This is a genomic window from Photorhabdus thracensis (assembly GCF_001010285.1).
Lineage (GTDB): Bacteria > Pseudomonadota > Gammaproteobacteria > Enterobacterales > Enterobacteriaceae > Photorhabdus > Photorhabdus temperata.
In genome coordinates this window covers 4,335,103-4,359,506 of the sequence record NZ_CP011104.1, presented here as the reverse complement: position 1 = coordinate 4,359,506, position 24,404 = coordinate 4,335,103, and the positions used below count along the sequence as shown (strand labels likewise).

The 24,404-nt window shown below is 41.8% G+C and carries 20 protein-coding genes; 6 read left to right on the top strand and 14 right to left on the bottom strand.

Annotated features, from left to right (window positions below):
* Positions 1-64: 64 nt before the first annotated feature.
* Positions 65-502: an acyl-CoA thioester hydrolase YciA gene (gene yciA, locus VY86_RS19020; RefSeq protein ID WP_046976121.1), complete on the top strand. Its 438-nt coding sequence runs from the start codon at positions 65-67 to the stop codon at positions 500-502.
* Between the two features lie 62 nt (positions 503-564).
* Here the strand turns inward: yciA and tonB are convergent, their stop codons facing one another.
* Entirely contained in the window at positions 565-1,239 is a 675-nt protein-coding gene (tonB, locus tag VY86_RS19015) for a TonB system transport protein TonB (RefSeq protein ID WP_046976120.1), read from the bottom strand.
* Between the two features lie 102 nt (positions 1,240-1,341).
* Positions 1,342-1,524, bottom strand: coding sequence for a YciY family protein (locus tag VY86_RS19010; RefSeq protein ID WP_046976119.1), 183 nt, complete (start codon positions 1,522-1,524; stop codon positions 1,342-1,344).
* Positions 1,525-1,773: 249 nt separating this feature from the next.
* Between VY86_RS19010 and cls the strand changes: the two genes are divergently transcribed.
* From cls to VY86_RS18995, 3 genes are all read left to right on the top strand, one after another.
* Complete coding sequence (cls, locus tag VY86_RS19005; protein WP_046976118.1) at positions 1,774-3,234, top strand: cardiolipin synthase; 1,461 nt, start codon at positions 1,774-1,776, stop codon at positions 3,232-3,234.
* A 113-nt stretch (positions 3,235-3,347) separates the two neighbouring features.
* Positions 3,348-3,677 (top strand): HI1450 family dsDNA-mimic protein, encoded by a 330-nt coding sequence (locus VY86_RS19000; protein WP_046976972.1) that lies wholly within the window; start codon positions 3,348-3,350, stop codon positions 3,675-3,677.
* A gap of 327 nt (positions 3,678-4,004) precedes the next feature.
* Entirely contained in the window at positions 4,005-5,768 is a 1,764-nt protein-coding gene (locus VY86_RS18995) for an ABC-F family ATP-binding cassette domain-containing protein (RefSeq protein ID WP_046976117.1), read from the top strand.
* 152 nt (positions 5,769-5,920) lie between these two features.
* Here VY86_RS18995 and oppF read toward each other — a convergent pair whose 3' ends face one another.
* The 7 genes from oppF to VY86_RS18960 form a co-directional block, all read right to left on the bottom strand.
* A complete protein-coding gene (oppF, locus tag VY86_RS18990; RefSeq protein ID WP_046976116.1) occupies positions 5,921-6,922 on the bottom strand; it encodes a murein tripeptide/oligopeptide ABC transporter ATP binding protein OppF in 1,002 nt (333 codons plus the stop codon).
* On the bottom strand, positions 6,919-7,917 hold the full coding sequence (gene oppD / locus VY86_RS18985; RefSeq protein ID WP_046976115.1) for an ABC transporter ATP-binding protein: 999 nt from the start codon (positions 7,915-7,917) through the stop codon (positions 6,919-6,921). The genes oppF and oppD overlap by 4 nt, the downstream gene beginning before the upstream one ends.
* A gap of 9 nt (positions 7,918-7,926) precedes the next feature.
* The gene (oppC, locus tag VY86_RS18980; RefSeq protein ID WP_046976114.1) at positions 7,927-8,835 is read right to left on the bottom strand and encodes an oligopeptide ABC transporter permease OppC; all 909 of its coding nucleotides are present in this window, start codon (positions 8,833-8,835) and stop codon (positions 7,927-7,929) included.
* A 14-nt stretch (positions 8,836-8,849) separates the two neighbouring features.
* Positions 8,850-9,770: an oligopeptide ABC transporter permease OppB gene (oppB, locus tag VY86_RS18975; protein WP_046976113.1), complete on the bottom strand. Its 921-nt coding sequence runs from the start codon at positions 9,768-9,770 to the stop codon at positions 8,850-8,852.
* An 85-nt stretch (positions 9,771-9,855) separates the two neighbouring features.
* On the bottom strand, positions 9,856-11,496 hold the full coding sequence (gene oppA, locus VY86_RS18970) for an oligopeptide ABC transporter substrate-binding protein OppA (protein WP_046976112.1): 1,641 nt from the start codon (positions 11,494-11,496) through the stop codon (positions 9,856-9,858).
* A gap of 136 nt (positions 11,497-11,632) precedes the next feature.
* Positions 11,633-13,270, bottom strand: coding sequence for an ABC transporter substrate-binding protein (locus VY86_RS18965; RefSeq protein WP_046976111.1), 1,638 nt, complete (start codon positions 13,268-13,270; stop codon positions 11,633-11,635).
* Positions 13,271-13,838: 568 nt separating this feature from the next.
* Positions 13,839-14,483 carry a YchE family NAAT transporter gene (locus VY86_RS18960; RefSeq protein WP_046976110.1) on the bottom strand — a complete coding sequence of 215 codons (645 nt, stop codon included), beginning with the start codon at positions 14,481-14,483 and terminating at the stop codon, positions 13,839-13,841.
* Positions 14,484-14,875: 392 nt separating this feature from the next.
* Between VY86_RS18960 and adhE the strand changes: the two genes are divergently transcribed.
* Positions 14,876-17,524, top strand: a complete 2,649-nt coding sequence (adhE, locus tag VY86_RS18955) for a bifunctional acetaldehyde-CoA/alcohol dehydrogenase (protein ID WP_046976109.1) — start codon at positions 14,876-14,878, stop codon at positions 17,522-17,524.
* A 133-nt stretch (positions 17,525-17,657) separates the two neighbouring features.
* Here adhE and VY86_RS18950 read toward each other — a convergent pair whose 3' ends face one another.
* A complete protein-coding gene (locus VY86_RS18950; RefSeq protein ID WP_046976108.1) occupies positions 17,658-18,254 on the bottom strand; it encodes a thymidine kinase in 597 nt (198 codons plus the stop codon).
* Between the two features lie 641 nt (positions 18,255-18,895).
* Here VY86_RS18950 and hns point away from each other — a divergent pair.
* A complete protein-coding gene (gene hns, locus VY86_RS18945; RefSeq protein ID WP_021325507.1) occupies positions 18,896-19,300 on the top strand; it encodes a histone-like nucleoid-structuring protein H-NS in 405 nt (134 codons plus the stop codon).
* A gap of 294 nt (positions 19,301-19,594) precedes the next feature.
* On the opposite strand, the gene VY86_RS18940 is transcribed toward hns, so the two are convergent.
* The 4 genes from VY86_RS18940 to rssB all read right to left on the bottom strand — a co-directional run bounded on the left by VY86_RS18940 (position 19,595) and on the right by rssB (position 24,349).
* Positions 19,595-20,608 carry an NAD-dependent epimerase gene (locus VY86_RS18940; RefSeq protein WP_046976107.1) on the bottom strand — a complete coding sequence of 338 codons (1,014 nt, stop codon included), beginning with the start codon at positions 20,606-20,608 and terminating at the stop codon, positions 19,595-19,597.
* Between the two features lie 8 nt (positions 20,609-20,616).
* Complete coding sequence (locus VY86_RS18935; RefSeq protein ID WP_046976106.1) at positions 20,617-21,963, bottom strand: UDP-glucose dehydrogenase family protein; 1,347 nt, start codon at positions 21,961-21,963, stop codon at positions 20,617-20,619.
* 25 nt (positions 21,964-21,988) lie between these two features.
* Positions 21,989-22,906, bottom strand: coding sequence for a UTP--glucose-1-phosphate uridylyltransferase GalU (galU, locus tag VY86_RS18930; RefSeq protein WP_046976105.1), 918 nt, complete (start codon positions 22,904-22,906; stop codon positions 21,989-21,991).
* 417 nt (positions 22,907-23,323) lie between these two features.
* The gene (gene rssB / locus VY86_RS18925; RefSeq protein WP_046976104.1) at positions 23,324-24,349 is read right to left on the bottom strand and encodes a two-component system response regulator RssB; all 1,026 of its coding nucleotides are present in this window, start codon (positions 24,347-24,349) and stop codon (positions 23,324-23,326) included.
* Positions 24,350-24,404 lie beyond the last annotated feature (55 nt).

Below are 24,404 nucleotides of genomic sequence, written 5' to 3'. Positions count from 1 at the left end.
GATACCTGCCTGCTATCGCCTGTAGGCAGGTATTGTTTTTTCATCAAATAAAGTAAAGTTTTCAATGACACAACAACAATTACCTAACGGAGAATTAGTCCTCCGCACACTGGCTATGCCCGCTGATACCAACGCCAATGGAGATATTTTTGGCGGATGGCTGATGTCACAAATGGATATTGGTGGCGCAATTCTGGCAAAAGAAATTGCGGAAGGCCGTGTTGTCACTGTCAGAGTAAATGGTATTACTTTCCTGAAACCTGTCGCTGTTGGTGATGTCGTCTGCTGCTATGCGCATTGTCTCAAAACCGGTAACAGTTCGATTACTATTAACATCGAAGTCTGGGTGAAGAAAGTAGCATCTGAACCGGTAGGTCAACGCTATCGTGCAACCGAGGCAATATTCACTTATGTCGCCGTTAATGAGGATAATACCCCGCGCCAGTTACCAGAAGGTAAAACCCAATTCCAACTAACCAGCAGCACTGACGAATCAGTCTGATTATTAATGCAAAAAAGGAGCGTTCGAATCATGCTCCTTTTTTATCTGCATTTTACCGCCAATCAGGATTGAGATATACCGGTCATTTTGAATTCTACTGTTGTGATATAGCCAACTGCGGGTATTTTTTCAAAGCGCCATTTTCTCATTGCTTTTTTTACTTCCCTGTCAAAAACATTAGGCGGATTAGCACCAATCACTTCGATATTCTTTACCCGGCCGTCTTCATCAATATCATATTTGACTCTAACATTACCCTCAATCCCCAATGCTGCCGCTCTGGATGGATAAATGGGTAACGTTTTACTTAATGCTTTTGGCCCATTCCGTGATTTAGTTGCCGGTTTATTCTGATTATTATCAGTACGGTTAACCAGTGGCTTTTCCTTTTCCAATTGTTCAATTATCTTCTCAACTGGCTCCGATTGCTTTTTAACAACCTTCTTCTTCACTTCCGGTTTCGGTTTCAGCTTCTTCACCTCCGGCTTTGGGATCACCGGCTCTGGAACAGGTTCAGGCTCATCTGGCTCTGATTCAGGCTCAGGCGCCGCGGGTTGTGAAACTGGGACATCTTCAGCAGCTAACTGAATCATCGCTACAGACATAAGTGCAGTGTCAGGCTGTTTTTCCGGTATCACAGAACAAAAAAGTGCGGCAGCAACAGAAATATGCAAACAAACTGATAATAATATTGGCCAATGTATCCAACGCATAAGAAAGTTCTTGATTAGCAGCATAATAGTCAATCCTCGAATAACTGCTAGTTTAAATGCAAATAGCAATCATATTCAATAAAGATTGTGGTTGAGCGTGAATATAAGGCCAAAAATATTATTTTTTTAATGCGTCCATTCACTATGTTGAACAAACAATAAAGCTCGCCGCTGTTTATAAACATCTAATTTACGTAGTGAATAAATACGTAAATTACGTCTTGATTGCCCTTCCAGCCAACGGCGACGGCGGTTGGAATGCTGGCGCAACCTTCGCCACCGTCCGACTTCATTTCGACTATGTCTCATACAACTATACCTGTAAAAAATATCACGCTCATTATAAGCCTTTAAAAAAGATATCCAAGGCGTATCTGAATAGTACTTTTTATGTCATATAGTGCGAAATAACCAATATCAAGTATGATGCTTACAGTATACTTGCCGATTTTTTGGTAAATTCATCGGGTTAATTAGATCGTTTATATCCCGTGTTTCGGGGAAGCCGTGTTAAACGCCACCAAAGATGTCTGAACAAAACAGGATTGATTGCCGAACATGACAACCTTTTATTCCGTCCTAAGTTGGCTTGCTATTTTCTTCTATTGGCTGATCGTTGCCAGTATCACCTTACGTATTTTAATAAAACGCCGGCCTGTCACTTCCGCTATGACCTGGCTGCTAATTATTTATATCCTGCCCTTAGTTGGCATTATCGCTTACCTGTCATTTGGTGAGCTGCATTTGGGAAAACGCAGAGTTGAGCAGGCAAAAGCCATGTGGCCGTCAACAGCGGTATGGCTTGAAGAGCTGCGCAAATCTCGTCATATCTTCGCCACGGAAAATAGCGAAGTCGCGACACCGTTATTCCAGCTTTGCGAACGGCGGCAAGGGCTCGAAGGCGTTAAGGGTAACAAGATCCAACTGCTGACAACCTATGACAATTCACTAAAAACCATCATCGAAGATATTGAGAATGCCAAACACAGCATCGAGATGATGTTCTATATCTGGCAATCCGGCGGTTTGGTTGAACAAGTGACTGATGCCCTTATGGCCGCAGCACACCGAGGAGTCAGATGCCGTGTTATGGTGGATTCAGCCGGCAGCTGGTTATATTGCCGTAGTCAATACCCGGATATCATGCGCCAGGCAGGAATTGAATTTGTTGAAGCTTTACAAGTCAATATTTTCCGTTTATTTCTACGCCGCATGGATCTGCGCCAGCATCGTAAAATTATCCTGATAGACGACTATATTTCTTACACCGGCAGCATGAATATGGTAGATCCACGCTTCTTTAAGCAAAACGCCGGTGTTGGACAATGGATCGACATCATGGTGCGGATGGAAGGGCCGGTTACCACGACGATGGGTGTTATTTACGCTTGTGACTGGGAAATGGAAACAGGTCAACGCATCTTTCCACCATCACCAGACAACAATATCATGCCATTTGAACAAGCCAGCGGGCATACAACTCAGATCATTGCATCTGGTCCCGGATTCCCTGAAGAGTTAATTCAACAATCTTTAATGACGGCTATTTTCTCTGCCCGTAAGCAATTGATATTAACCACCCCTTATTTTGTTCCCAGTGATGACTTGATGAATGCTATCTGCACTGCGGCCTTAAGGGGTGTGGAAGTTATTATTATTGTTCCTAGCAGAAACAATTTTTTCCTTGTTCGCTGGGCAAGTCGTGCATTCTTTTCTGAACTATTGAATGCGGGAGTTAAGATTTATCAGTTTGAAGACGGTTTATTACATACCAAAAGCGTCTTGGTTGATGGTCAACTCAGTATGGTTGGCTCAGTTAATCTCGATATGCGCAGCCTGTGGCTGAATTTTGAAATTACTGTGGTTATTGATGATGAAAACTTTGGTAATGACCTGACTCTGGTGCAATACGATTACATGGCCCATTCTACATTGCTGGAAATCCATGAATGGGAACAGCGCCCTTTGTGGCATCGGATAATTGAACGTATTTGTTACTTTTTCAGCCCACTACTGTGACTAATCCCCTCGTCTTGACAAGATGGGGGTACCAATCAATGCTCCGTCATGCTTTAATTATCCCATCATTACTGACCAAATGAATTGATATGGACAACAGACCTTCACAAACGATGGATTTAGATCTCAATAACCGAATGACAGAAGATGAAACCCTTGAGAAAGCGTATGACATCTTTCTTGAGCTGGCTTCATCCAATCTTGATCCTGCGGATATTTTGCTATTCAGCTTACAATTCGAAATACGGGGCGGCGCAGAATTACTGGCTCCTTCAGAGGATTGGCTGGAACATGTGGAGTGCGATCTAAACCCTGATTTTTTCGCAGAGGTGATTATCGGGCTGGCTGAATCTGAGGATGCTGAGATTAATGATATTTTTGCCCGTATTCTGATTTGCCGGGAAAAATCTCACCAGATTTGCCATATTTTGTGGAAAGAGTAAAAAAATAAAGTTAATCACTCTCTATCACGTTGCCCGCCTGCTCCCAATACAGAACATCATTACAGCACAAATTTTACCGGCGAAAAACTTTCTGTATTGTGCTTCAAATGATAAACATTAACGAATAAAAAGATGTAAATTATAACGCGGTTTCGCATAGTAAGTGCAACATTCTTCGTAAAATGACGCCGAGAAAGCAGCTGGCCGCCTTTCTGAAGAATTACACTTATTTAGTCGAATCCGCCCAAAACATCTATTTTTAAGAATTCTTACTGGCTATTTTTGCTGCAATATTTATGATTTTTTTCAGGAATAAAGAGGCTGTTCATGAAAAATAAGAATCAAACATTCATTACTGCTGAAAATGTATATTACTATAACTCAGAAAACGAGCTGTTTAAGGGTTTATCTGTATCGTTAAATCAGAATGATAAAGTAGGTTTGATCGGGTTCAATGGTTCTGGCAAATCTACTTTGCTAAAGATTATTTCTAAAAATCTTTCACCTAATAGCGGTACAGTAACACATGCTAATAATCTGAAATTCTATATGATTGAGCAACATTTTCCTGATTCTTTATTGGATTTCAGTCTACTAGACGCTACATTATCCGTGTTGCCCTGTGATGAAAGTTATTCCAGTGGCTGGAAAGCTGAAACTGTACTTACTGGAATTGGCTTCAGAAATGAACATTTTCATATGAAATGTTCAAGCTTGAGTGGTGGACAAAAAACGAAAATTTTGATTGCACGGGCTTTGCTTCTGGAACCAAATACTCTTTTACTGGATGAACCATCCAACCATCTTGATTTACCTACTATGCTTTGGCTTGAGCAATTTTTATCAACCTGGAAAGGATGCTTAATCACCGTATCACATGACCGTAGATTACTAGATAACGTAACAAATTGCAGTTGGATTATTTCCAATAATACCCTTTATAAATACGGCTACCCATGTAGCAATGCACTGATCGAACACCAGAAACTTGAAGACGCCTTACAATTACAACATGCCGCTGAGGAACAAGAGATACGCCGACTTGAATCAAGCGCAAAACAGTTGGCTATATGGGGTAAAAACTATGACAGTAATAGCCTTTCCAGAAAGGCTCAATCTATGTTTAAAAGAATTGATAAATTAAAAGAACAACAATGCGAAACGATAGATGACTATCCTTGGTATTTAACATTCCCAGGGAGATCTCTCCCCGCCAACAAGCTTATTGATATAAATAATTTTAATGTCCAACTTAAAAACAGCACATTAAAATTATTCAATATTACTGACTTTACCGCGGCATCAGGTGATCATATTACCATTCTTGGTGAGAATGGATGTGGAAAATCTACCTTTTTAGAATATGTTTGGCATAATTATATTACTCCTGCTGATAACATTTCAGAAATCCTGATCCATCCTAAAGCAATAATGGCCTATTACGATCAGACGTTAAACAGACTCGATGATAAACATTCATTAATTGATGCTTTAATAATGTACTGCGATTTTGCTGGTGTATCAGTTGATAATGAAACCTGCAAGAAAGCGTTAATAAAAGCCGGATTCATCTATAACCGTTTATTTTCCAAGATTGAAACATTAAGTGGTGGCGAAAGAGCTCGTGTCCTATTATTGGGAATATCTCTAATTGATAGTCATATCATTATGCTGGACGAACCAACTAACCATCTCGATTTTATTGGCAAAACTGAGCTGGCAGAACAACTTCGAGCATATCTAGGAACACTCATTTTGGTTTCCCATGATCGTGATTTTCTGGAAAAAGTATGTAACCGTTTTTTTGTTATCAATAACGGTAAACTTATCGAGTACAACGATTCAAATTCAGCTTACAAAAGTATGTACTCAGACACGTCTGTCAATAATCACTATGAACCCAAAGATTCATCAGTTCAGTCTGTGCCAGTTAATGACAAGAACGACGATGAGTTATTAAAACGCCTTTTTGAGCTTGAAGAATTGTTGCAAGAAGATCAAAAACGAAAGAATAAGCATCAGAAACCGGATCTTCAAGCTATGTGGCATAAGGAAATCAATGAAATCAATGGATTACTGCACTTAAATTGATTACGGCTAAACCAACGAGAGTTGCCAATTTTGATGTATGCCTGAATCCCAAGCAGAACCCAAAAAACAACTCTCATATTTTGGTTTATAAAGATGCCTTAATGTATAAACCCAGTGAGGCACACCATCTAATATGACAACATCACCAACAATTACAACGGATCAACCTTCAAGCAAGACACCGCATGACGAAAACTTCCCTCCATCAATGGTCGTGTCTTAGCACATTCAGGATCTGCCATTGGGCAACGTGTACGGAAAACACAACCTGATGGCGGATTGATCGGTGACGGTAATTCACCTTCCAGTAACTCAATATGCTTATTTCGTTCTTTATCCGGATCAGGCACCGGCACTGCCGACATCAATGCTTTGGTATAAGGGTGCTGTGGATTATGATAAACCTCATCATAAGTTCCCAGTTCCACTGCATGCCCAAGATACATCACCAAGACACGGTCAGATATGTGCTTAACCACCGCAAGATCATGGGCGATAAAAATCAACGATAGCCCCATTTCCCGTTGTAATTCCTGCAACAGGTTCACTACCTGAGCCTGAATGGATACATCAAGTGCAGATACCGGCTCATCACAAATCACCAACTTAGGTTCAAGAATAAGCGCACGGGCAATCCCGATACGTTGACACTGACCGCCAGAGAATTCGTGCGGGTAGCGGTTAATCAGATTCGGCAGCAATCCAACCTTCATCATCATTGCTTTTACCCGGCCTTTGATTTCCAGCTCTTTCATCTTAGGATGATAAGTACGCAGTGGCTCTGCAATAATATCGCCAATCGTCATTCTCGGGTTCAGCGATGCTAATGGATCCTGGAATATCATCTGGATATCACTGCGAATATCCCGCCACTGTTTATCATTCATATCCAGCAGGCTTCTTCCCAACCAAGTTACTGAACCACCGGAAGACTTAACCAATCCGATAATTGCACGGGCAAAAGTCGATTTACCACAACCAGATTCACCAACCACCCCAAGGGTTTCCCCTTCGTATAACCTTAATGTAACGCCATCAACCGCTTTCAGGGTTTTTGCTGGTTGCCAAAACCATTGTTTGCCATCTTTGATATCAAAGTGAACTTTCAGATCGGCCACTTCCAGCAACACGCGTCTTTCTTCAATCGGACTCATACCAATTCTCCCGGTGCTTTAAAACAAGATCGCAAACGCCCATTGCCAAATGCCTCTAACTGTGGTTCACAAGCTACACAATGGTCTACTGCAAACTGACAGCGTGGCTGGAACGGACACCCTTTCGGCAACCGTATTAAATTAGGCGGATTCCCCGGAATAGTCGTCAATGATTCTTCATCACCATCAAGACGAGGCACAGCATTAAGAAGGCCAATAGAATAAGGATGTGTTGGATGATAAAACACTTCGCGAGCCGTGCCATATTCCATAGTCCGCCCGGCATACATCACCAGCACTTTGTCACAAATACCGGCAACTACCCCCAAATCGTGAGTAATCATAATAATCGCGGTATTAAATTCCTGTTTCAGTTCATTCAGCAAAGTCATAATCTGTGCCTGAACCGTAACATCAAGTGCAGTTGTCGGTTCATCAGCAATCAGCAATTTTGGCCGGCATAACAATGCCATTGCAATCATCACGCGCTGACGCATTCCACCAGAAAACTCATGAGGGTACATGCTCATACGTTTACGCGCTTCCGGCATTTTGACGGCATCCAGCATCCGAATCGATTCAAGGTATGCTTCACCTTTACTCATACGTTTATGCAGCATTAATACTTCTGTAAGCTGGTCACCAATGCGCATATAGGGATTGAGAGAAGTCATTGGGTCCTGAAATATCATTGATATTTCTTCCGCTCTCATGCGGTTAAGTTCTTTCTCTTCCAGGTTAAGAATTTCCCTGCCATTAAAAATAGCAGAGCCGCCAATCGTGCCGTTTCTGGCAAGCAATCCCATCAGAGCAAAAGCGGTCTGTGATTTCCCAGAACCAGATTCACCGACAATTCCCAGTGTCTCCCCTGCCCGTAAATCAAAATTCAGCTTGTTCACCGCGGTAACATCCCCATCCGGGGTACTAAAAGTCACGTCCAAATCTTTAACAACTAACAACGGCTCAGAACTTTTCTGGTTTTTAACGCTGTTCATGTTACCTCCTTAACGATCTTTCGGATCGAGGGCATCACGCAGGCCATCGCCGATAAAGTTAAAACAAAACAGTGTCACCACCAGAAAACCGGCAGGAAACATCAGCAACCACGGGGAAACTTCCATCGAATTCGCACCATCACTTAACAACGCTCCCCAACTGCTTAATGGCTCCTGAGTTCCCAATCCTAGAAAGCTCAGAAATGATTCAAACAGAATCATGCTTGGAACTAATAAAGATGCATAAACCACCACCACACCCAATACGTTAGGGACAATATGGCGTAACACGATGTAACGGGTTGGCACCCCACACACCAGCGCGGCTTCAATAAATTCCTTACGTCTCAGGCTCAGTGTCTGACCACGGACAATACGCGCCATATCAAGCCATGACACCATGCCAATCGCGACAAATATCAACAAAATATTCTGTCCAAAGACGGTTACCAGCAGGATCACAAAGAACATGAATGGGAATGAGTTCAGAATTTCCAACAGACGCATCATCACTGAGTCTATTTTTCCACCCAGATAACCGGATAATGACCCATACAAAGTTCCAACGACTACGGCAACCAAGGCTGCGGCAATCCCAACCATCAATGAAATGCGCCCACCAATAGCAACACGTACCAGTAAATCACGGCCAGAGGAATCGGTACCAAAATAGTGACCTGATTCAAACTCCGGCGGCATAGACATCATAGCCCAGTCAGTATCATCGTATGTAAACTGGGCCAGCATCGGTGCCAAAATCACAAACAAAGTAATCAACAATAACAAGCACAAACTGGCAATCGCTGCCCGGTTGTGAATAAAACGACGTCGTGCATCCTGCCACAAACTGCGGCCTTCAATTTCCAGTTGCTCAGAGAAATTTTCCAGAGCTTCGCTATTTTGTTTATTGACTATCATTGCGCGCTCCAATCTTAATAACGGATCTTCGGATCGATGACGGCATACAACACATCAACAATCGCATTAAACAGAATAGTTAGGCCACCAACCAAAATCGTCAGGCTTAATACCAATGAATAGTCACGGTTCAACGCCCCATTAACAAATAACTGCCCTATTCCCGGTAAACCGAAGATCGTTTCAATCACCATTGAACCGGTGATAATACCGACAAAAGCAGGCCCCATATAAGAGATGACCGGCAGCAATGCGGGTTTTAAGGCATGGCGGAATATAATGATACGTAATGGCAACCCTTTGGCACGTGCAGTACGGATAAAGTTAGAGTGCAGCACTTCTATCATCGAACCACGGGTGATACGCGAAATACTGGCGATATAGGCCAAAGACAGTGCTACCATGGGTAAGATCATAAATTTTGGCGCCCCGCCATTCCAGCCCCCTCCCGGTAACCATTTAAGGTGAATAGCGAACCCCAGCACCAATAACGGCGCCACAACAAAGCTTGGGATAACAACCCCCGTCATAGCGAATCCCATCACGGTATAATCCCACTTTGTGTTTTGGTTAAGTGCAGCAATAACCCCAGCGCTAACCCCCAAGATAACTGCCATAATAAATGCCGATGCACCCAATTTAGCCGACACCGGAAATGCCGTTGCGACCAAATCGTTAACCGTATAGTCCTTATATTTAAAAGACGGCCCAAAATCCCCTTTGGAAAGCTGGATTAAGTAATCAAAATATTGCTTATACATGGGGTCATTCAGATGATATTTCGCTTCAATATTTGCCATCACCTCTGGTGGCAATTTCCGTTCACCGGTAAACGGGCTGCCTGGTGCCAGCCGCATCATAAAAAACGAAATAGTGATAAGAATAAAAAGTGTCGGGATCGCCTCTAAACAACGGCGTAAAATAAACTTAAGCATTGCCCGTTCCTATGTGTTGGCCCTAAACCCTGGCCTTAAAATAATCTGACACTAAGGCAGCCCTTTCCGGGCCGCCCTGCAACTATTAGTGTTTGATAATATAAAAATCTTTGGTGTGTAGATTATCCAAAGGATCTTTCCCTGTATAACCACCAACATAGGGCTTCACTAACCGGGTATTCACATAGTAATAAAGGGGAACAATGGCTGAATCTTTATCTAGCTGCTCTTCTGCCTTTTGATAAACGGCTGCACGCTCATCATCAGTTTTTACTTGCAGGGATTCTTTCATCAGCTTATCAAATTCACTGCTCTTATAATGAGAGGTGTTATTACTGCTGTAAGAAAGTAACATATTAAGGAATGAAGAAGGTTCATTGTAATCAGCGCACCAGCCAGCACGGGCTACATCGTAATTGCCCTGATGTCGGGTATCAAGGAAAGTTTTCCACTCCTGATTTTCCAAACGAACATCAACACCTAAATTCTTCTTCCAGACAGAAGCTATTGCGATTGCAATTTTTTTATGTAGATCGGAGGTATTGTAAAGCAAGTTAAATTTCAATGGATTATCTTTAGTATAACCCGCTTCAGCCAGTAATTTTTTGGCTTCCTGGTTACGTTTTTCCTGGTTCCACTCAGTAAACCACGCTGGTTTTACCTCTTTCATACCATCAGTAAACGGCGGTGTAAAACCGTAAGCAGGGATATCACCCTGTGCTTTTACTTTATTTGTCACAATATCTTGGTCCATAGCCAATTTCAATGCAGTACGGACGCGAGGATCATTAAATGGCGGCTTTTCGTTATTAATTTCGTAATAATAAGTACATAATTGCGGGTTAATGCGCAACTCGTTCGGGATCTCTTTTTTCAGTTTATGGAATAGCTCAATCGGCAAATTGGTATAAGTCATATCAATTTCACCGCTGCGATAACGGTTTACATCTGTTACTTCTGAGGAAATTGGTAGGAAAGTGACCTGATCAATAACAGTATTTTTGTTATCCCAGTATGTTGGGCTACGTTCCATCACAATACGTTCATTGACCACCCAGTTTTTCAGTTTGTAAGCGCCATTACCTACAAAATTCTGCGGCTGAGTCCACTTTTCGCTATATTTTTCCACCGTAGCTCTATTAACCGGCGACATTGAGGAGTGAGCCAAAAGCCTTGGCAGATAAGGAACCGCTTCACTCAATGTGAGCTGTAATGTATAGTCATCCAGTGCTTTTACACCCAGAGTATCCGGTTTCTTTTTGCCACTGATGATGTCATCAATATTCGTGATATGGGCATACTGGAGATAACTTTCATAAGGAGAAGCCGTCTTAGGATCAGCCAAACGCTGCCAGCTGTAAACAAAATCATGAGCGGTGACAGGATCACCATTAGACCACTTAGCATCTTTACGCATATGGAATGTCCAAACGGTAAAGTCTTTATTTTCCCAACGGGTTGCAGAACCCGGCAAGATTTCACCATGCGGGCCAACGATTACAACACCTTCAAACAGATCGCGGGCCAAATGTGATTCAGGCACCCCTTCAATCTTATGTGGGTCCAGCGATTGTGGCTCAGAGCCGTTATTACGGACTAAAACCTGTTTATCAGCTAATTGAACACCATCTGGCACTTTTGCAGCAAATACCTGACTCACCACTACCATACTTAGTACAGCACTGATGCTGACAGTAAGTAATCTATTCTTAGTTGTGTTTATCATCTTTTTCTACTCCAATTTTACATCGTCGGACTTTTTATCAGTCGACGGCCCAGAAATATGGGTCGGATTATCACCTGCATTCAAAAGGAACGATTTTGTTTGCAGGACCAGTAACTCTTTTGAGTAAAACTAATGTCTAGTTTTTTATCATATACAGTCGCTTAATATCCATATAATCCAATGGGTCTTTCCCTGAAAACCCTCCCACTGATGGGCTAACAAGCCGTACACTCACCCGGTAATAAACGGGAATCAATACCGAGTCTTTATCAAGTTGAAATTCAGCTTGTTGGTATAATTTCTTACGCACAGCCGCATCTTTAGCGACTAACGCCTGCTCCAGATAACTATCGAAATTTTTATTCTGGTAAAAAGTCGTGTTATTACTGCTACCAGAAAGCAACATATTTAAAAACGCAGTAGGCTCATTGTAATCCGCACACCAGGTTGCTCTGGTAACCTCATAATTCCCTTGGTGACGACTTTCGAGAGAAGTTTTCCATTCCTGATTCTGTAAAATCACATCAGCTCCCAGATTCTTTTTCCACATGGAAGCGGCAGCAATAGCCTGCTGTTTATTTTGATCAGATGTGTTGTACAGCAATGTGAATTTCAGCGGATTCGCCTGATTAAAACCCGCCTGCGCCAATAACTCTCTGGCACGCTTATTACGCTGTTCCTGTGTCCAGCCAGCCCACTCTGGTTTAGCAAAATCACCGCCGCCGATAAACGTTGGAGTAAAACCATAGGCCGGTATTTGCCCCTGCCCCATAATTTTCCCCGCAATAATCTCCCTGTCGAGAGTTAACTTAACGGCTTCACGAACTCTTACATCAGTAAACGGGGGTTTATTATTGTTAATTTCGTAATAGAACGTACAGAGATAAGGGCTGACGTGCATCTGATCAGGGATCGCTTTTTTCATTTTCCGATACAAATCCGGAGGGATAGCGCTGTTGGTGATATTTATTTCCCCACTACGATAGCGGTTAACACCGCTGGTTTCGGACTGAAGTGGTAAAAGCGTCGCTTGCTCAATAATAGTCTTACCGTTATTCCAGTATTGTGGATTCCGTTCAATCACAATCCGCTCATTCACCACCCACTCTTTCAGCCGATACGCCCCATTGCCCACATAATTTTCTGGCAGAGTCCATTTATTACCCCATTTTTCAACCAGATCCTTTTTCACTGGTTTCATTGCCGTATGACTGAGCATATTGACGAAATAAGGCACGGGATGCGTCAGAGTAACCTGCAAACGATGATCATCCAGCGCTTTAATTCCCAACTGGTCAGGAGATTTTTTGCCTTTTAGAACATCATTAATGTTTTCAACGTAAGCATATTGAAGATAACTGGCATAAGGCGAACCCACATGTGGATCAGCCAAACGTTGCCAGCTATATACAAAATCATGTGCAGTGACGGGTGTTCCATCACTCCATTTAGCATTATCACGCAGATAAAAAGTCCAGACTTTGTAATCCTGATTTTCCCAATGGCTCGCAACGCCCGGAACAGTTTCTCCTTTGGAACCCGTACTGACTAATCCTTCCAGGAGGTTAAGAATAATGTTGGATTCTGGCACACCTTCGACTTTATGTGGATCAAGTGAGGCGACTTCTGTGCCATTATTGATAACAATCTGCTGGTTATCCGCAAGCTTCACTCCATCTGGGACGTCAGCGGCAAACACAGCCGTAACAGGAAATACCGATAATAATAATATACAGGAAGCAAACTTATGTAATTTTAATTGTTTGATCTTCATTTTTTACCTCCAGTCCTCCAGTTTAGTGGGCCTGTTCATTCATTTCGCATATATCCCATAAAGGCCAGTACCTTCACATTATTTAGCTCAAGGTAACGGATTAAATATTAAAGGTGATTTATCATATCAATAGTTAAAATACCCTTCTTATATTGTAAAAACCATCCTTACAAACAACTTAATGCATCCTATTAAATTAATTGATAAAACATCCCAACAAACGACGTAACAAATTGATATACATCACTTTATTTACATTTATCTTAACTAAAATAGTAAACAAAGGTAGTCCATAGATGAAAATAAACATAATTTTAACAAATTGCAATCAATGCAAATTAAAAACCTACATTCATCACAAAACTACGGTGGAAGCAACCAGTTACAGATTGAACTAGCAGGTAAGAATAGTTTAGAAAAATATTGGATTATTTGTATAAAATTCAGGAAGTACCAGTAAAATAAGTGAGAAAAGCCCATAAAACAGGCTTTATAATAAAAATGACAAGAATATTATAATTTGTAATTTGACTCGAAAAAAATCCAGCACCTTTTATCGTCAATCATATCAGAGTAACCCTGGAAATAATGCTCTGATCCCTGTCACAATCAGTTCGATTCCCAAAGACATCAATAGCAGCCCCATAATTCGGGTGATAACGTTGATGCCTGTTTGCCCAAGATATTTGACAACTAAGGGAGCTGATCGGAATAACAACCAACAGCAAAAAGCAAACAAAGCGCTGGTTAACACCAACCCAATAAAATTCTGCCACCCCTGATAGCGGGAACTCCAAACGATACAAGAGCTGATCGCCCCGGGGCCGGCCATTAACGGCAATGCCAGCGGCACAACACCAACACTCTCTCTAATGGCGGTTTCTGATTTTTCTTGCTTATTCTGTTTGTCTTCCCCAAGTTTACCGTTAATCATCGACATAGCGATGGTCACAACAAGGATCCCACCAGCAATACGGAAAGAGTCAATGGAAATGCCAAACATCCGCAGTATCGAATCACCCAGTAGCAAAGCTGTCCATAAAATGATGGCAACAGAAATATTGGCGATAAAATTAGTTCTATTGCGGGCAGCCTGAGCCTGGTAGTGAGTCATGCTGATAAAAACCGGTAAAATACCAACAGGATTGACGAGTGCGAACAGCCCAACAAAAAACTTAATGCAACCAGGAAGATCCAACAGTAAATCACCCACGAACAACCTCTCTTGAGTTACGCAGTGTTAACGAAAATATTTTCATATGATTACTTACCCAAAAATCATAGAAAACTTAATTTTTTCTTTACCTTATACGGATGACATTCCGCTTTCCATCGACTGCAACTCATTTTTCAATTTAAAATGTCTTATATAACAAGTTGTTAACCCGATTTTTTCATTAGGTTAAAAACTCAACCTGATTAACGCTTCTACCACCTCACCCAAGCTGAAAGGAGTCAGCTTGGAATTTATATGATTAAGATCAATATCTATTTAATACCAAATGGTAATCTGTAGCCATCATAAAATCACCAAGCTAAATAGTCTGCAAAACACTTATTCTTTGATATTAAAAGATTTTTAATATTTTCCAGGAGTACCTCTTTATGACTGTAACTCATATTACTGAATTGAACGAGCTGGTTGCCCGGGTTAAAAAAGCACAACGTGAATTTGCCAACTTCTCTCAGGAGCAAGTTGACAAGATCTTCCGTGCCGCGGCCCTTGCAGCAGCAGACGCACGCATCCCTTTAGCAAAATTAGCCGTGGCGGAATCAGGGATGGGGATTGTCGAAGACAAAGTGATCAAAAACCATTTCGCTTCCGAATACATCTATAACGCTTACAAAGATGAAAAAACCTGTGGCATTTTGTCCGAAGACAAAACATTCGGCACCATCACTATCGCCGAACCTATTGGCTTAATCTGCGGTATCGTGCCAACGACTAACCCAACATCCACCGCTATTTTTAAGGCTCTGATCAGCCTGAAAACCCGTAACGGTATTATTTTCTCACCCCATCCACGCGCTAAAAAAGCAACGAATAAAGCAGCTGAATTGGTTCTGTGTGCTGCGGTTGAGGCTGGTGCACCAAAAGATATTATTGGCTGGATTGATGAGCCGTCTGTTGAGCTTTCCAATGCATTGATGCATCACCAGGATATCAACCTGATCCTGGCGACCGGTGGCCCTGGTATGGTAACAGCGGCATACAGTTCTGGTAAGCCAGCGATCGGCGTTGGTGCGGGTAACACACCGGTCGTCATCGACGAATCAGCGGATATTAAACGCGCGGTTGCCTCTATTCTGATGTCCAAAACTTTCGACAACGGCGTTATCTGTGCTTCAGAACAGTCCATTATCGTAGTGGATTCTGTTTATGATCAGGTGCGTAAACGTTTCTTTACTCATGGTGGTTATTTGTTACAAGGTAAGGAACTGAAAGCGGTTCAAGATATCATCCTGAAAAACGGTAACCTGAATGCGGAAATTGTTGGTCAACCCGCAACGAAAATTGCCGAAATGGCAGGCTTTCATGTTCCGGAAAGAACCAAGATCCTGATTGGAGAAGTCAATCTGATTGATAAAGCAGAGCCCTTTGCCCACGAAAAACTGTCGCCATTACTCGCAATGTATCGTGGTAACAATTTTGAAGATGCGGTAGAGAAAGCAGAAAAACTGGTTGAAATGGGGGGAATTGGTCACACATCCTGCCTGTATACCGACCAGGACAATCAAGCGGCACGAATCAAATACTTTGGCGACAAAATGAAAACAGCCCGGATTCTGGTGAATACACCCGCTTCTCAGGGGGGTATCGGTGATCTCTATAATTTCAAACTTGCCCCCTCTCTGACACTGGGCTGCGGTTCATGGGGAGGAAACTCCATCTCTGAAAACGTAGGGCCAAAACATCTTATCAACACTAAAACTGTGGCGAAAAGGGCAGAAAATATGCTGTGGCATAAACTTCCGAAATCAATTTACTTCCGCCGCGGCTCACTGCCTATCGCATTAGAAGAAGTCGCAACCGATGGTGCAAAACACGCCTTCATCGTAACAGACCGTTTCTTATTCAATAATGGCTATGCTGACCAGGTCACTGATGTGCTGAAATCCCACGGGATAGAAACCGAAGTTTTCTTTGAAGTTGAAGCAGACCCTACCCTAAGCATTGTCCGTAAGGGTACGGAACAAATGCACTCATTCAAACCAGATATCATTATTGCCCTGGGTGGTGGTTCTCCAATGGATGCAGCCAAAATTATGTGGGTGATGTATGAACACCCTGAAACGCATTTCGAAGAATTAGCCCTGCGATTTATGGATATCCGTAAACGTATCTACCGATTCCCCAAAATGGGGATTAAAGCGAAAATGGTAGCGATTACCACAACTTCCGGTACAGGCTCTGAAGTGACCCCCTTCGCCGTTGTCACTGATGATACAACCGGTCAGAAATATCCACTGGCTGATTATGCTCTGACGCCGGATATGGCTATCGTTGATGCCAACCTGGTGATGAATCTGCCAAAATCACTGTGTGCTTTTGGTGGACTGGACGCAATCACCCATTCCCTGGAAGCTTACGTATCGGTCCTGGCAAACGAATACTCTGACGGACAAGCACTGCAAGCGCTAAAACTATTGAAAGAGTTCCTCCCAGCCAGCTATCACGAAGGCGCCACTAACCCAATCGCCCGTGAACGGGTTCATAATGCTGCAACTATTGCGGGTATTGCATTTGCTAATGCTTTCCTGGGGGTATGTCACTCTATGGCGCATAAATTGGGTTCTGAGTTCCATATTCCACATGGCCTTGCTAACGCACTGCTGATTTGTAACGTTATCCGCTATAACGCTAACGATAACCCAACCAAACAGACTGCATTCAGCCAATATGACCGCCCGCAAGCCCGCCGTCGTTATGCTGAAATTGCGGATCATCTTGGTTTGTCTGCGGCCGGCGATCATACGGCGGCAAAAATCGAAAAACTGCTGGCATGGCTGGAAGAGATGAAATCGACACTGGGTATCCCAACATCTATCCGCGAAGCCGGTGTTCAGGAAGCCGACTTCCTGGCGAAAATTGATAAGTTATCTGAAGATGCCTTCGACGACCAATGTACTGGCGCTAACCCACGTTACCCTCTGATTTCTGAGCTGAAACAATTATTGCTGGATTCATTCTATGGACGTGAATTCACAGAAACAGAGGTAACACCAGAACCTCCGGAAAAAACAGCCTGTTAACTGATTTAAACCACTTAAAGGGGCAAATATAAGCCCCTTTAACTTTACCTCTGCCCCATTTTCCTCAATGTTAAGCCAAGCCCTCAAATGGCCTCAGGAAGCTTTACAACAGACAACAGTATAAATTGTATACTTATCTCCGTCTTTCCTTCGCCTTACTGATAGCATCCATATAGTGCTTACGGCAAACAGACACATATTTCTCATTGCCACCAATATCAACCTGTTCGCCATCGTAAATGGCCACACCTTCACCATCAAAACGTAATACACGGCTTGCCTTGCGCCCACAATGGCAGATAGTTTTCAGCTCAACCAACTTATCAGCCCACGCCAGAAGATACTGACTACCACTAAAAAGCTCCCCGCTGAAATCCGTTCTCAGCCCATAGCAAAGAACCGGAATATCATCGTAGTCAGTCACTTTACATAGCTGTTCAACCTGCGCCTTTGTGAGAAACTGACACTCATCAATCAGCACACAATGCACTTTTTCCTTCCTATTTTCATTTCTGATTAACTCACCAATATCTGTCTGTTGGTTAAACAGATGTGCATCAGCAGATAATCCAATACGAGAACTGACTTTTCCTTTTCCAAACCGGGTATCAATTTCTGCGGTAAAAATCAGCGTTCTCATCCCTCTCTCATTATAGTTATAAGAAGATTGCAACAGTGATGTCGATTTTCCGGCGTTCATTGCGGAGTAATAAAAATAAAGTTGAGCCATCGGCCCTGCCTCTTAACAAAATTTATAAAGCCATATAGTCAGATGAGTTTACCATAAACTTTAGTGGTGATTATCCATCTCAGTAAGCTTTACCGATTGATATACAGAAATATTTAGCTTAGTGATGTCTTAATGATTCATGACCCTGATCACATCAAATGGGTAATAAAGCGCATTTGAACGACAAATGTTCATGTTTAAATTAAGAAATGAAAGCCAGACTGATTTGTTGCATATTGTATACAAATTAATAATGTGCGTGACTTACTTCCAGAAAATAGTCACAGAAAATCGACGATAACTCATGGATTAGTCATAAGTTTTTTTTAACTTAGTATTATTCTGCCTTAGCAGGTATGATAAGAAACAGTTAAAATTACTTACCGATTTAGTATATGCTTGGTTTATAAATTAGAGAGATAATCATACTCCCTTTGTTAAAGGTACCCTGAACATGTTATTGTGGAATGACAATCGAAATAGCTGTATAAAAAGCGCTATATAACTTTTGTAAAGAAATTACGTTTAAAAAAAAGAGTCATTTTATCCGAATATGAGAAATTGACTATTGCAGAAAATAAAATAGCATTCTATTATTATATCCACATCAGCCATCATCATTATAATTTGAGACCAGGACAATGAGCGATTTAAAAACCCTAAATAACATCCGTACTTTACGAGCTCAAGCAAGAGAATGTGAACTTGAGTTCTTAGAAGAAATACTTGAAAAACTGACCGTCGCTGTTGAAGAGCGTCGTGAAGAAGAAAGTCAGGTAAAAGCTGAATTAGAGGAACGTTCACGTAAATTGGAAGAAGTTCGTAAAATGATTCTTGAACAAGGAATTGATCCAAGCGAATTGCTTCAGACAATGAGCGCCGGCAAATCTGCTGGTAAAACAAAACGTCCTGCGCGTCCAGCTAAATACCAATATGTTGATACAAACGGTGAAACTAAAACCTGGACTGGTCAGGGACGTACACCTGCTGTTATCAAAAAAGCAATTGAAGACGAAGGAAAAACTCTGGAAAGCTTCTTGCTCTAACATATTGTTTTTAAAGTGATTTAATTATAAAAATACCCTCTTACAAGGGTATTTTTATTATATAAACGGTTTAACTGACAAACGGATTAATGCCTGTTATATGAGCTTAAACATCATTGGCAGGCATTTAATCAAGTAACAACCTGTAGTGTCATTTCTTTATTGTGAAGCAACGCTAGCCGGTTACTAACTTAGCCAATGCTAAGGCAAATTAATAACCAATCAGGTACAGTTATTTACTTCTCTTGTCGCTGTCAGTGATTCAATAGAAAAGGAGCCAATGGCTCCTTTTTCTTATTTAGATTGATGATAGAAATTCAAATACCACTCTACAAACTGCTTCACGCCATGCTTTAGCGGCGTATTGGGGGCGAATCCTATTTTTTGAAAAAGGTCACTTGAATCAGCACAGGTCGATAGAACATCACCATCTTGCATGGGCATAAAGTTTTTCTTAGCCTGAATGCCTAATGACTCTTCTATCGCCTCAATAAAATCACCTAGTCTAGTCGGTTGACCATTACCAATATTATAAATACAGTAAGGAGCAGAACTGGCAGATATTTGCCCATCCTCAACCATCCAGCTCTCATTTGATGCAGGAATGATGTCTTGCAACCTGATTATTGATTCAACGATATCATCTATATAAGTAAAGTCTCTAACCATGTTACCGTGGTTATAAACATCAATAGGCTGCCCTAATAACATCGCTTTAGTGAACTTAAATAAAGCCATATCAGGACGCCCCCACGGGCCATATACGGTGAAAAATCGCAAGCCTGTCGTTGGCAACTGATAAAGATGAGAGTAACAATGAGACATTAATTCATCTGATTTTTTAGTTGCCGCATATAGTGAAATTGGGTGATCAACTGAATCGTTTGTCGAAAACGGTTGCTTTCTATTTAACCCATAAACAGAACTGGAAGAAGAATATAATAAATGCTCAACATTATTATGGCGGCACCCCTCCAGGATATTGATATACCCGACTATATTCGAATCAATGTAAGCCATTGGGTTTTGCAACGAATAGCGAACACCAGCCTGAGCGCCCAGATGGATAACCCGCTGGAATTGATGCCGCACAAAAAGATCGAAAATGGCTATTCTGTCAGCTAAATCCAGCTTTTCAAATTTAAAACCCGGCTTATCAAATAATAGATCTAACCGTGCTTGTTTGAGATTCACATCATAATAGTCATTAAGGTTGTCAATACCCACAACCTCATGCCCCATTTTCAATAATCGCTGGCTCACATGAAAACCAATAAAACCAGCAGCACCTGTCACTAAGAATTTCATCGTATTACTCAGATAACCGGGTTAATAATGGATGCGCCACGACCAATCCCATAATACGTAAAACCACGGGATTGCAGGCGTTCAGGATCATAGAGATTCCGTCCGTCAAAGATAACTGGCGTCCTGAGAGACGCTTTGATGACATCAAAATCCGGCGCACGGAAACTTTGCCATTCAGTACAGATAATCAGGGCATCTGCCCCATTCAGCGCCGCTTCCTTAGTCCCCATCAATGATAAATCATCACGCTGACCATAAATACGCTGAGCTTCCTGCATAGCCTCAGGATCGTAAGCCTGTATCTTAGCTCCTGCCTGCCACAATGTTTCCATCAAAACACGGCTTGACGCTTCACGCATATCATCGGTATTCGGTTTGAACGATAATCCCCAGACCGCAAACGTCTTACCGGATAAATCTTCACCGAAATGGCGTTTGACAAAAGAAGGTAATTTACTCTTTTGCAGTTCATTCACTTGTTCTACCGCATGAAGAATCTTGGGTTGGTAGCCAATTTGCTCTGCGGTACGAATTAACGCCTGCACATCTTTCGGAAAACATGAGCCACCATAACCACAACCCGGATAGATAAAATGATAGCCAATACGAGAATCAGAACCCATTCCCTGACGAACATGCTCAATATCCGCCCCCAGCATTTCAGCTAAGTTCGCGATCTCATTCATGAAACTGATTTTCGTTGCCAACATACAGTTCGCGGCATATTTCGTCAGTTCTGCACTGCGGATATCCATCACAATCATACGATCATGATTACGGTTAAATGGCTCATACAACTCACGTATCAGGTCAACGACTCTGTCGTTGTCACACCCAATAATAATCCGCTCAGGGCGCATACAATCTGCAACAGCGGCCCCTTCTTTGAGAAACTCCGGGTTAGAAACCACATCAAATGGAATATCAATATTGCGTTTATGCAGAGTCTCATTAACAACCGCATTAACTTTATCTGCTGTACCAACAGGAACAGTAGATTTATCAATAATAACTTTATAGCTATCCATGTACTCCGCAATAGTACGGGCAACGGCGGAGACATACTTCAAATCCGCTGAACCATCTTCATCGGGAGGCGTACCTACCGCAATAAACTGTAACTTACCGTGAGCAACACCGGCTTTTGCATCAGTGCTGAAATTCAGACGGCGTTCTTCATAATTCTTCTTAACCAGTGGCGCTAAACCAGGCTCAAAAATGGGGACTTGACCATTTTTCAGGTTCTCAACTTTATTTTCATCTACATCAATGCAAAGGACATCATGCCCTACTTCAGCTAAAACCGTAGCCTGAACCAGACCAACATAGCCAATACCAAATACTGTAACTTTCATATGATACCTAAAAATTTCCACAAGATTATTTTTTAGCTTGATCCTGCAAAGCCACTAACCAATCAGTAAACTCTTTGCCTAAAGCATGATGTTTCATGCCATATTGGACAAACGCCTGCATATAACCGAGCTTATTACCACAATCATGACTTCCCCCCCGCAAGTGATAGGCTTCCACGGGTTCCTTTTCCATTAACATAGCAATAGCATCGGTAAGTTGAATCTCATCTCCGGCACCCGGCGCTGTTTTAGCCAATAATGGCCAAATTTTTTCAGACAACACATAACGGCCAACAATAGAAAGATTTGACGGCGCTTCTTTTGGTTCAGGTTTTTCAACCACACGCCTGATAGGTTTACTGTCGCCGGGTTGCAGATTTTCTCCCTGGCAATCGACAATACCATAACTGGAAACCTCTTCATGAGGTACAGGTTCTACTAATATCTGGCTGGCTCCCGTTTCATTATAACGAACCAACATCTCGCTCAGATTATATTTAGTCAAGTCTGTACTGTACTCATCAAGAATAACGTCAGGGAGTATCACCGCAAAAGGCTCATCACCAATTAAGGGCTTGGCACATAACACTGCATGGCCTAAGCCTTTAGCAATTCCCTGGCGAGTTTGCATAATAGTGACGTGACTTGGACAAATAGATTGAACTTCATCCAGTAGCTGACGTTTCACCCTTTGCTCAAGGATAGCCTCCAGCTCGAAACTGGTATCGAAATGGTTTTCAATTGAATTTTTTGATGAATGAGTCACCAGGATAATTTCATTAATGCCAGCGGCAATACATTCATTAACAACATACTGAATAAGAGGTTTATCCACTAAAGGCAACATCTCTTTAGGAATTGCTTTCGTCGCGGGTAACATCCTTGTTCCCAATCCCGCGACGGGAATAACGGCTTTCTTTACTGTTTTACTTACTGATGGCATTAATCTTTTCTCCTGGTTTTTTTGGCTGAAACAAATCCGTCTTCAGCTCAAAATCAGTGCTGGCCCTTTAAGAACCTATTCCAATAAGGCGTCATTAATTGCAGACCATTCATTCTTGTCAATAAATCGAGAATGCAGACAGCATACAAAAACCGACGCATACACAGAACACATCGCTTTGCCCGCCTTTCTGGTCGCATTAATAGTACACTCAAAAGTTATCGCTTTTATCTGCACCGCGCTAAATTCGCTCTTTGCACTAAAGAGCGACAAATAAAACAGCCTGGTAGATTCCAAGCAGAATGAACCGAGTATACCAGCTAATTCTATCGGATAAACAGCGCCATTCTGTTTAATTACATCACCGTGACTTGATGTTTAATATCTGCTTTAAACAAAATCCCACCTTGGTAATATTCACCCGGAATATATTGAAGAAAGCATCAATTTTATTTGACTATCTGTATTCCAAATCCGACATTGCCATTCAGCACTATGAGAACAAACCTGGTTCGAACAAATTGTTCTCAACGTCCCAAGAGGAACACCACTATCTAATTGGATTTGGTGGTTACCCGACTGAATACTGGCATGTAACCCCGCAGAAGTCAGCAGAACCGTTTTATTGATTGTATGATAATACCCAAGCAGCAATGGAAATTGCCCTTGTAATCCTGCATCTTCCAACAAATTATTAATCCTGTTTAGAATACCTGACATACTGGGTAAACGCCGGGAATGATGGGTGATATGCTCTTGTAACAAACTGTTAAATACGACTCTGAGTAATAATGCTGAAATCACACCGTACTCTGTTGAACGGCTGATATCCAGACAATAAAAAGCTAATTCATTGTCGGATAACGCCGCCATATCGAGAATTAATCCTGGTTTATCAATCATATTTAATTTTCGGTAATTAACTTTACAGTGAGCAATCACCTGAGAAACCGGGGGTTGTAACTGCTTAAGTATATTTAATGCTTCATCTGAATTATGTTTCAGCGTTAACCAATCTTTATTCAAGTTATTCTGTTCAATTGCACCAGACATAAAAACAGTTGGATGTAAATAGGCCAGTACTGTTTTTTTTATCTCATTTAGATCTGCAACAGGTTTTAATAAAACATCTTTTGCACCTAAACGAAGCACTTCATCAACTTCTGCCATCTTGTTAGTTGCTGAAATAATGATAACTGGAATATTAATCCCCTCATTAGTCAATTTCGCAACAAATTCAATGCCATTCATAACCGGCATATCTAAATCACATAAAATAAGTTCAATATGAGCTTCACGTCCCAACACCTGTAGTGCAATAGCACCATTAGATGCGACCAATACCTTAGCGCCCAACGTTCGCAAATACCCAGCCAACAAAGAACTAAAAACAGGTTCATCCTCTACAATCAGAATCTGTTTGCCTGCCAGTGCTTTTTCCATAAACACGCTCCCTTAGCTTAATATTGCGACTTTCACCTGTTCTTAGGTACTATCA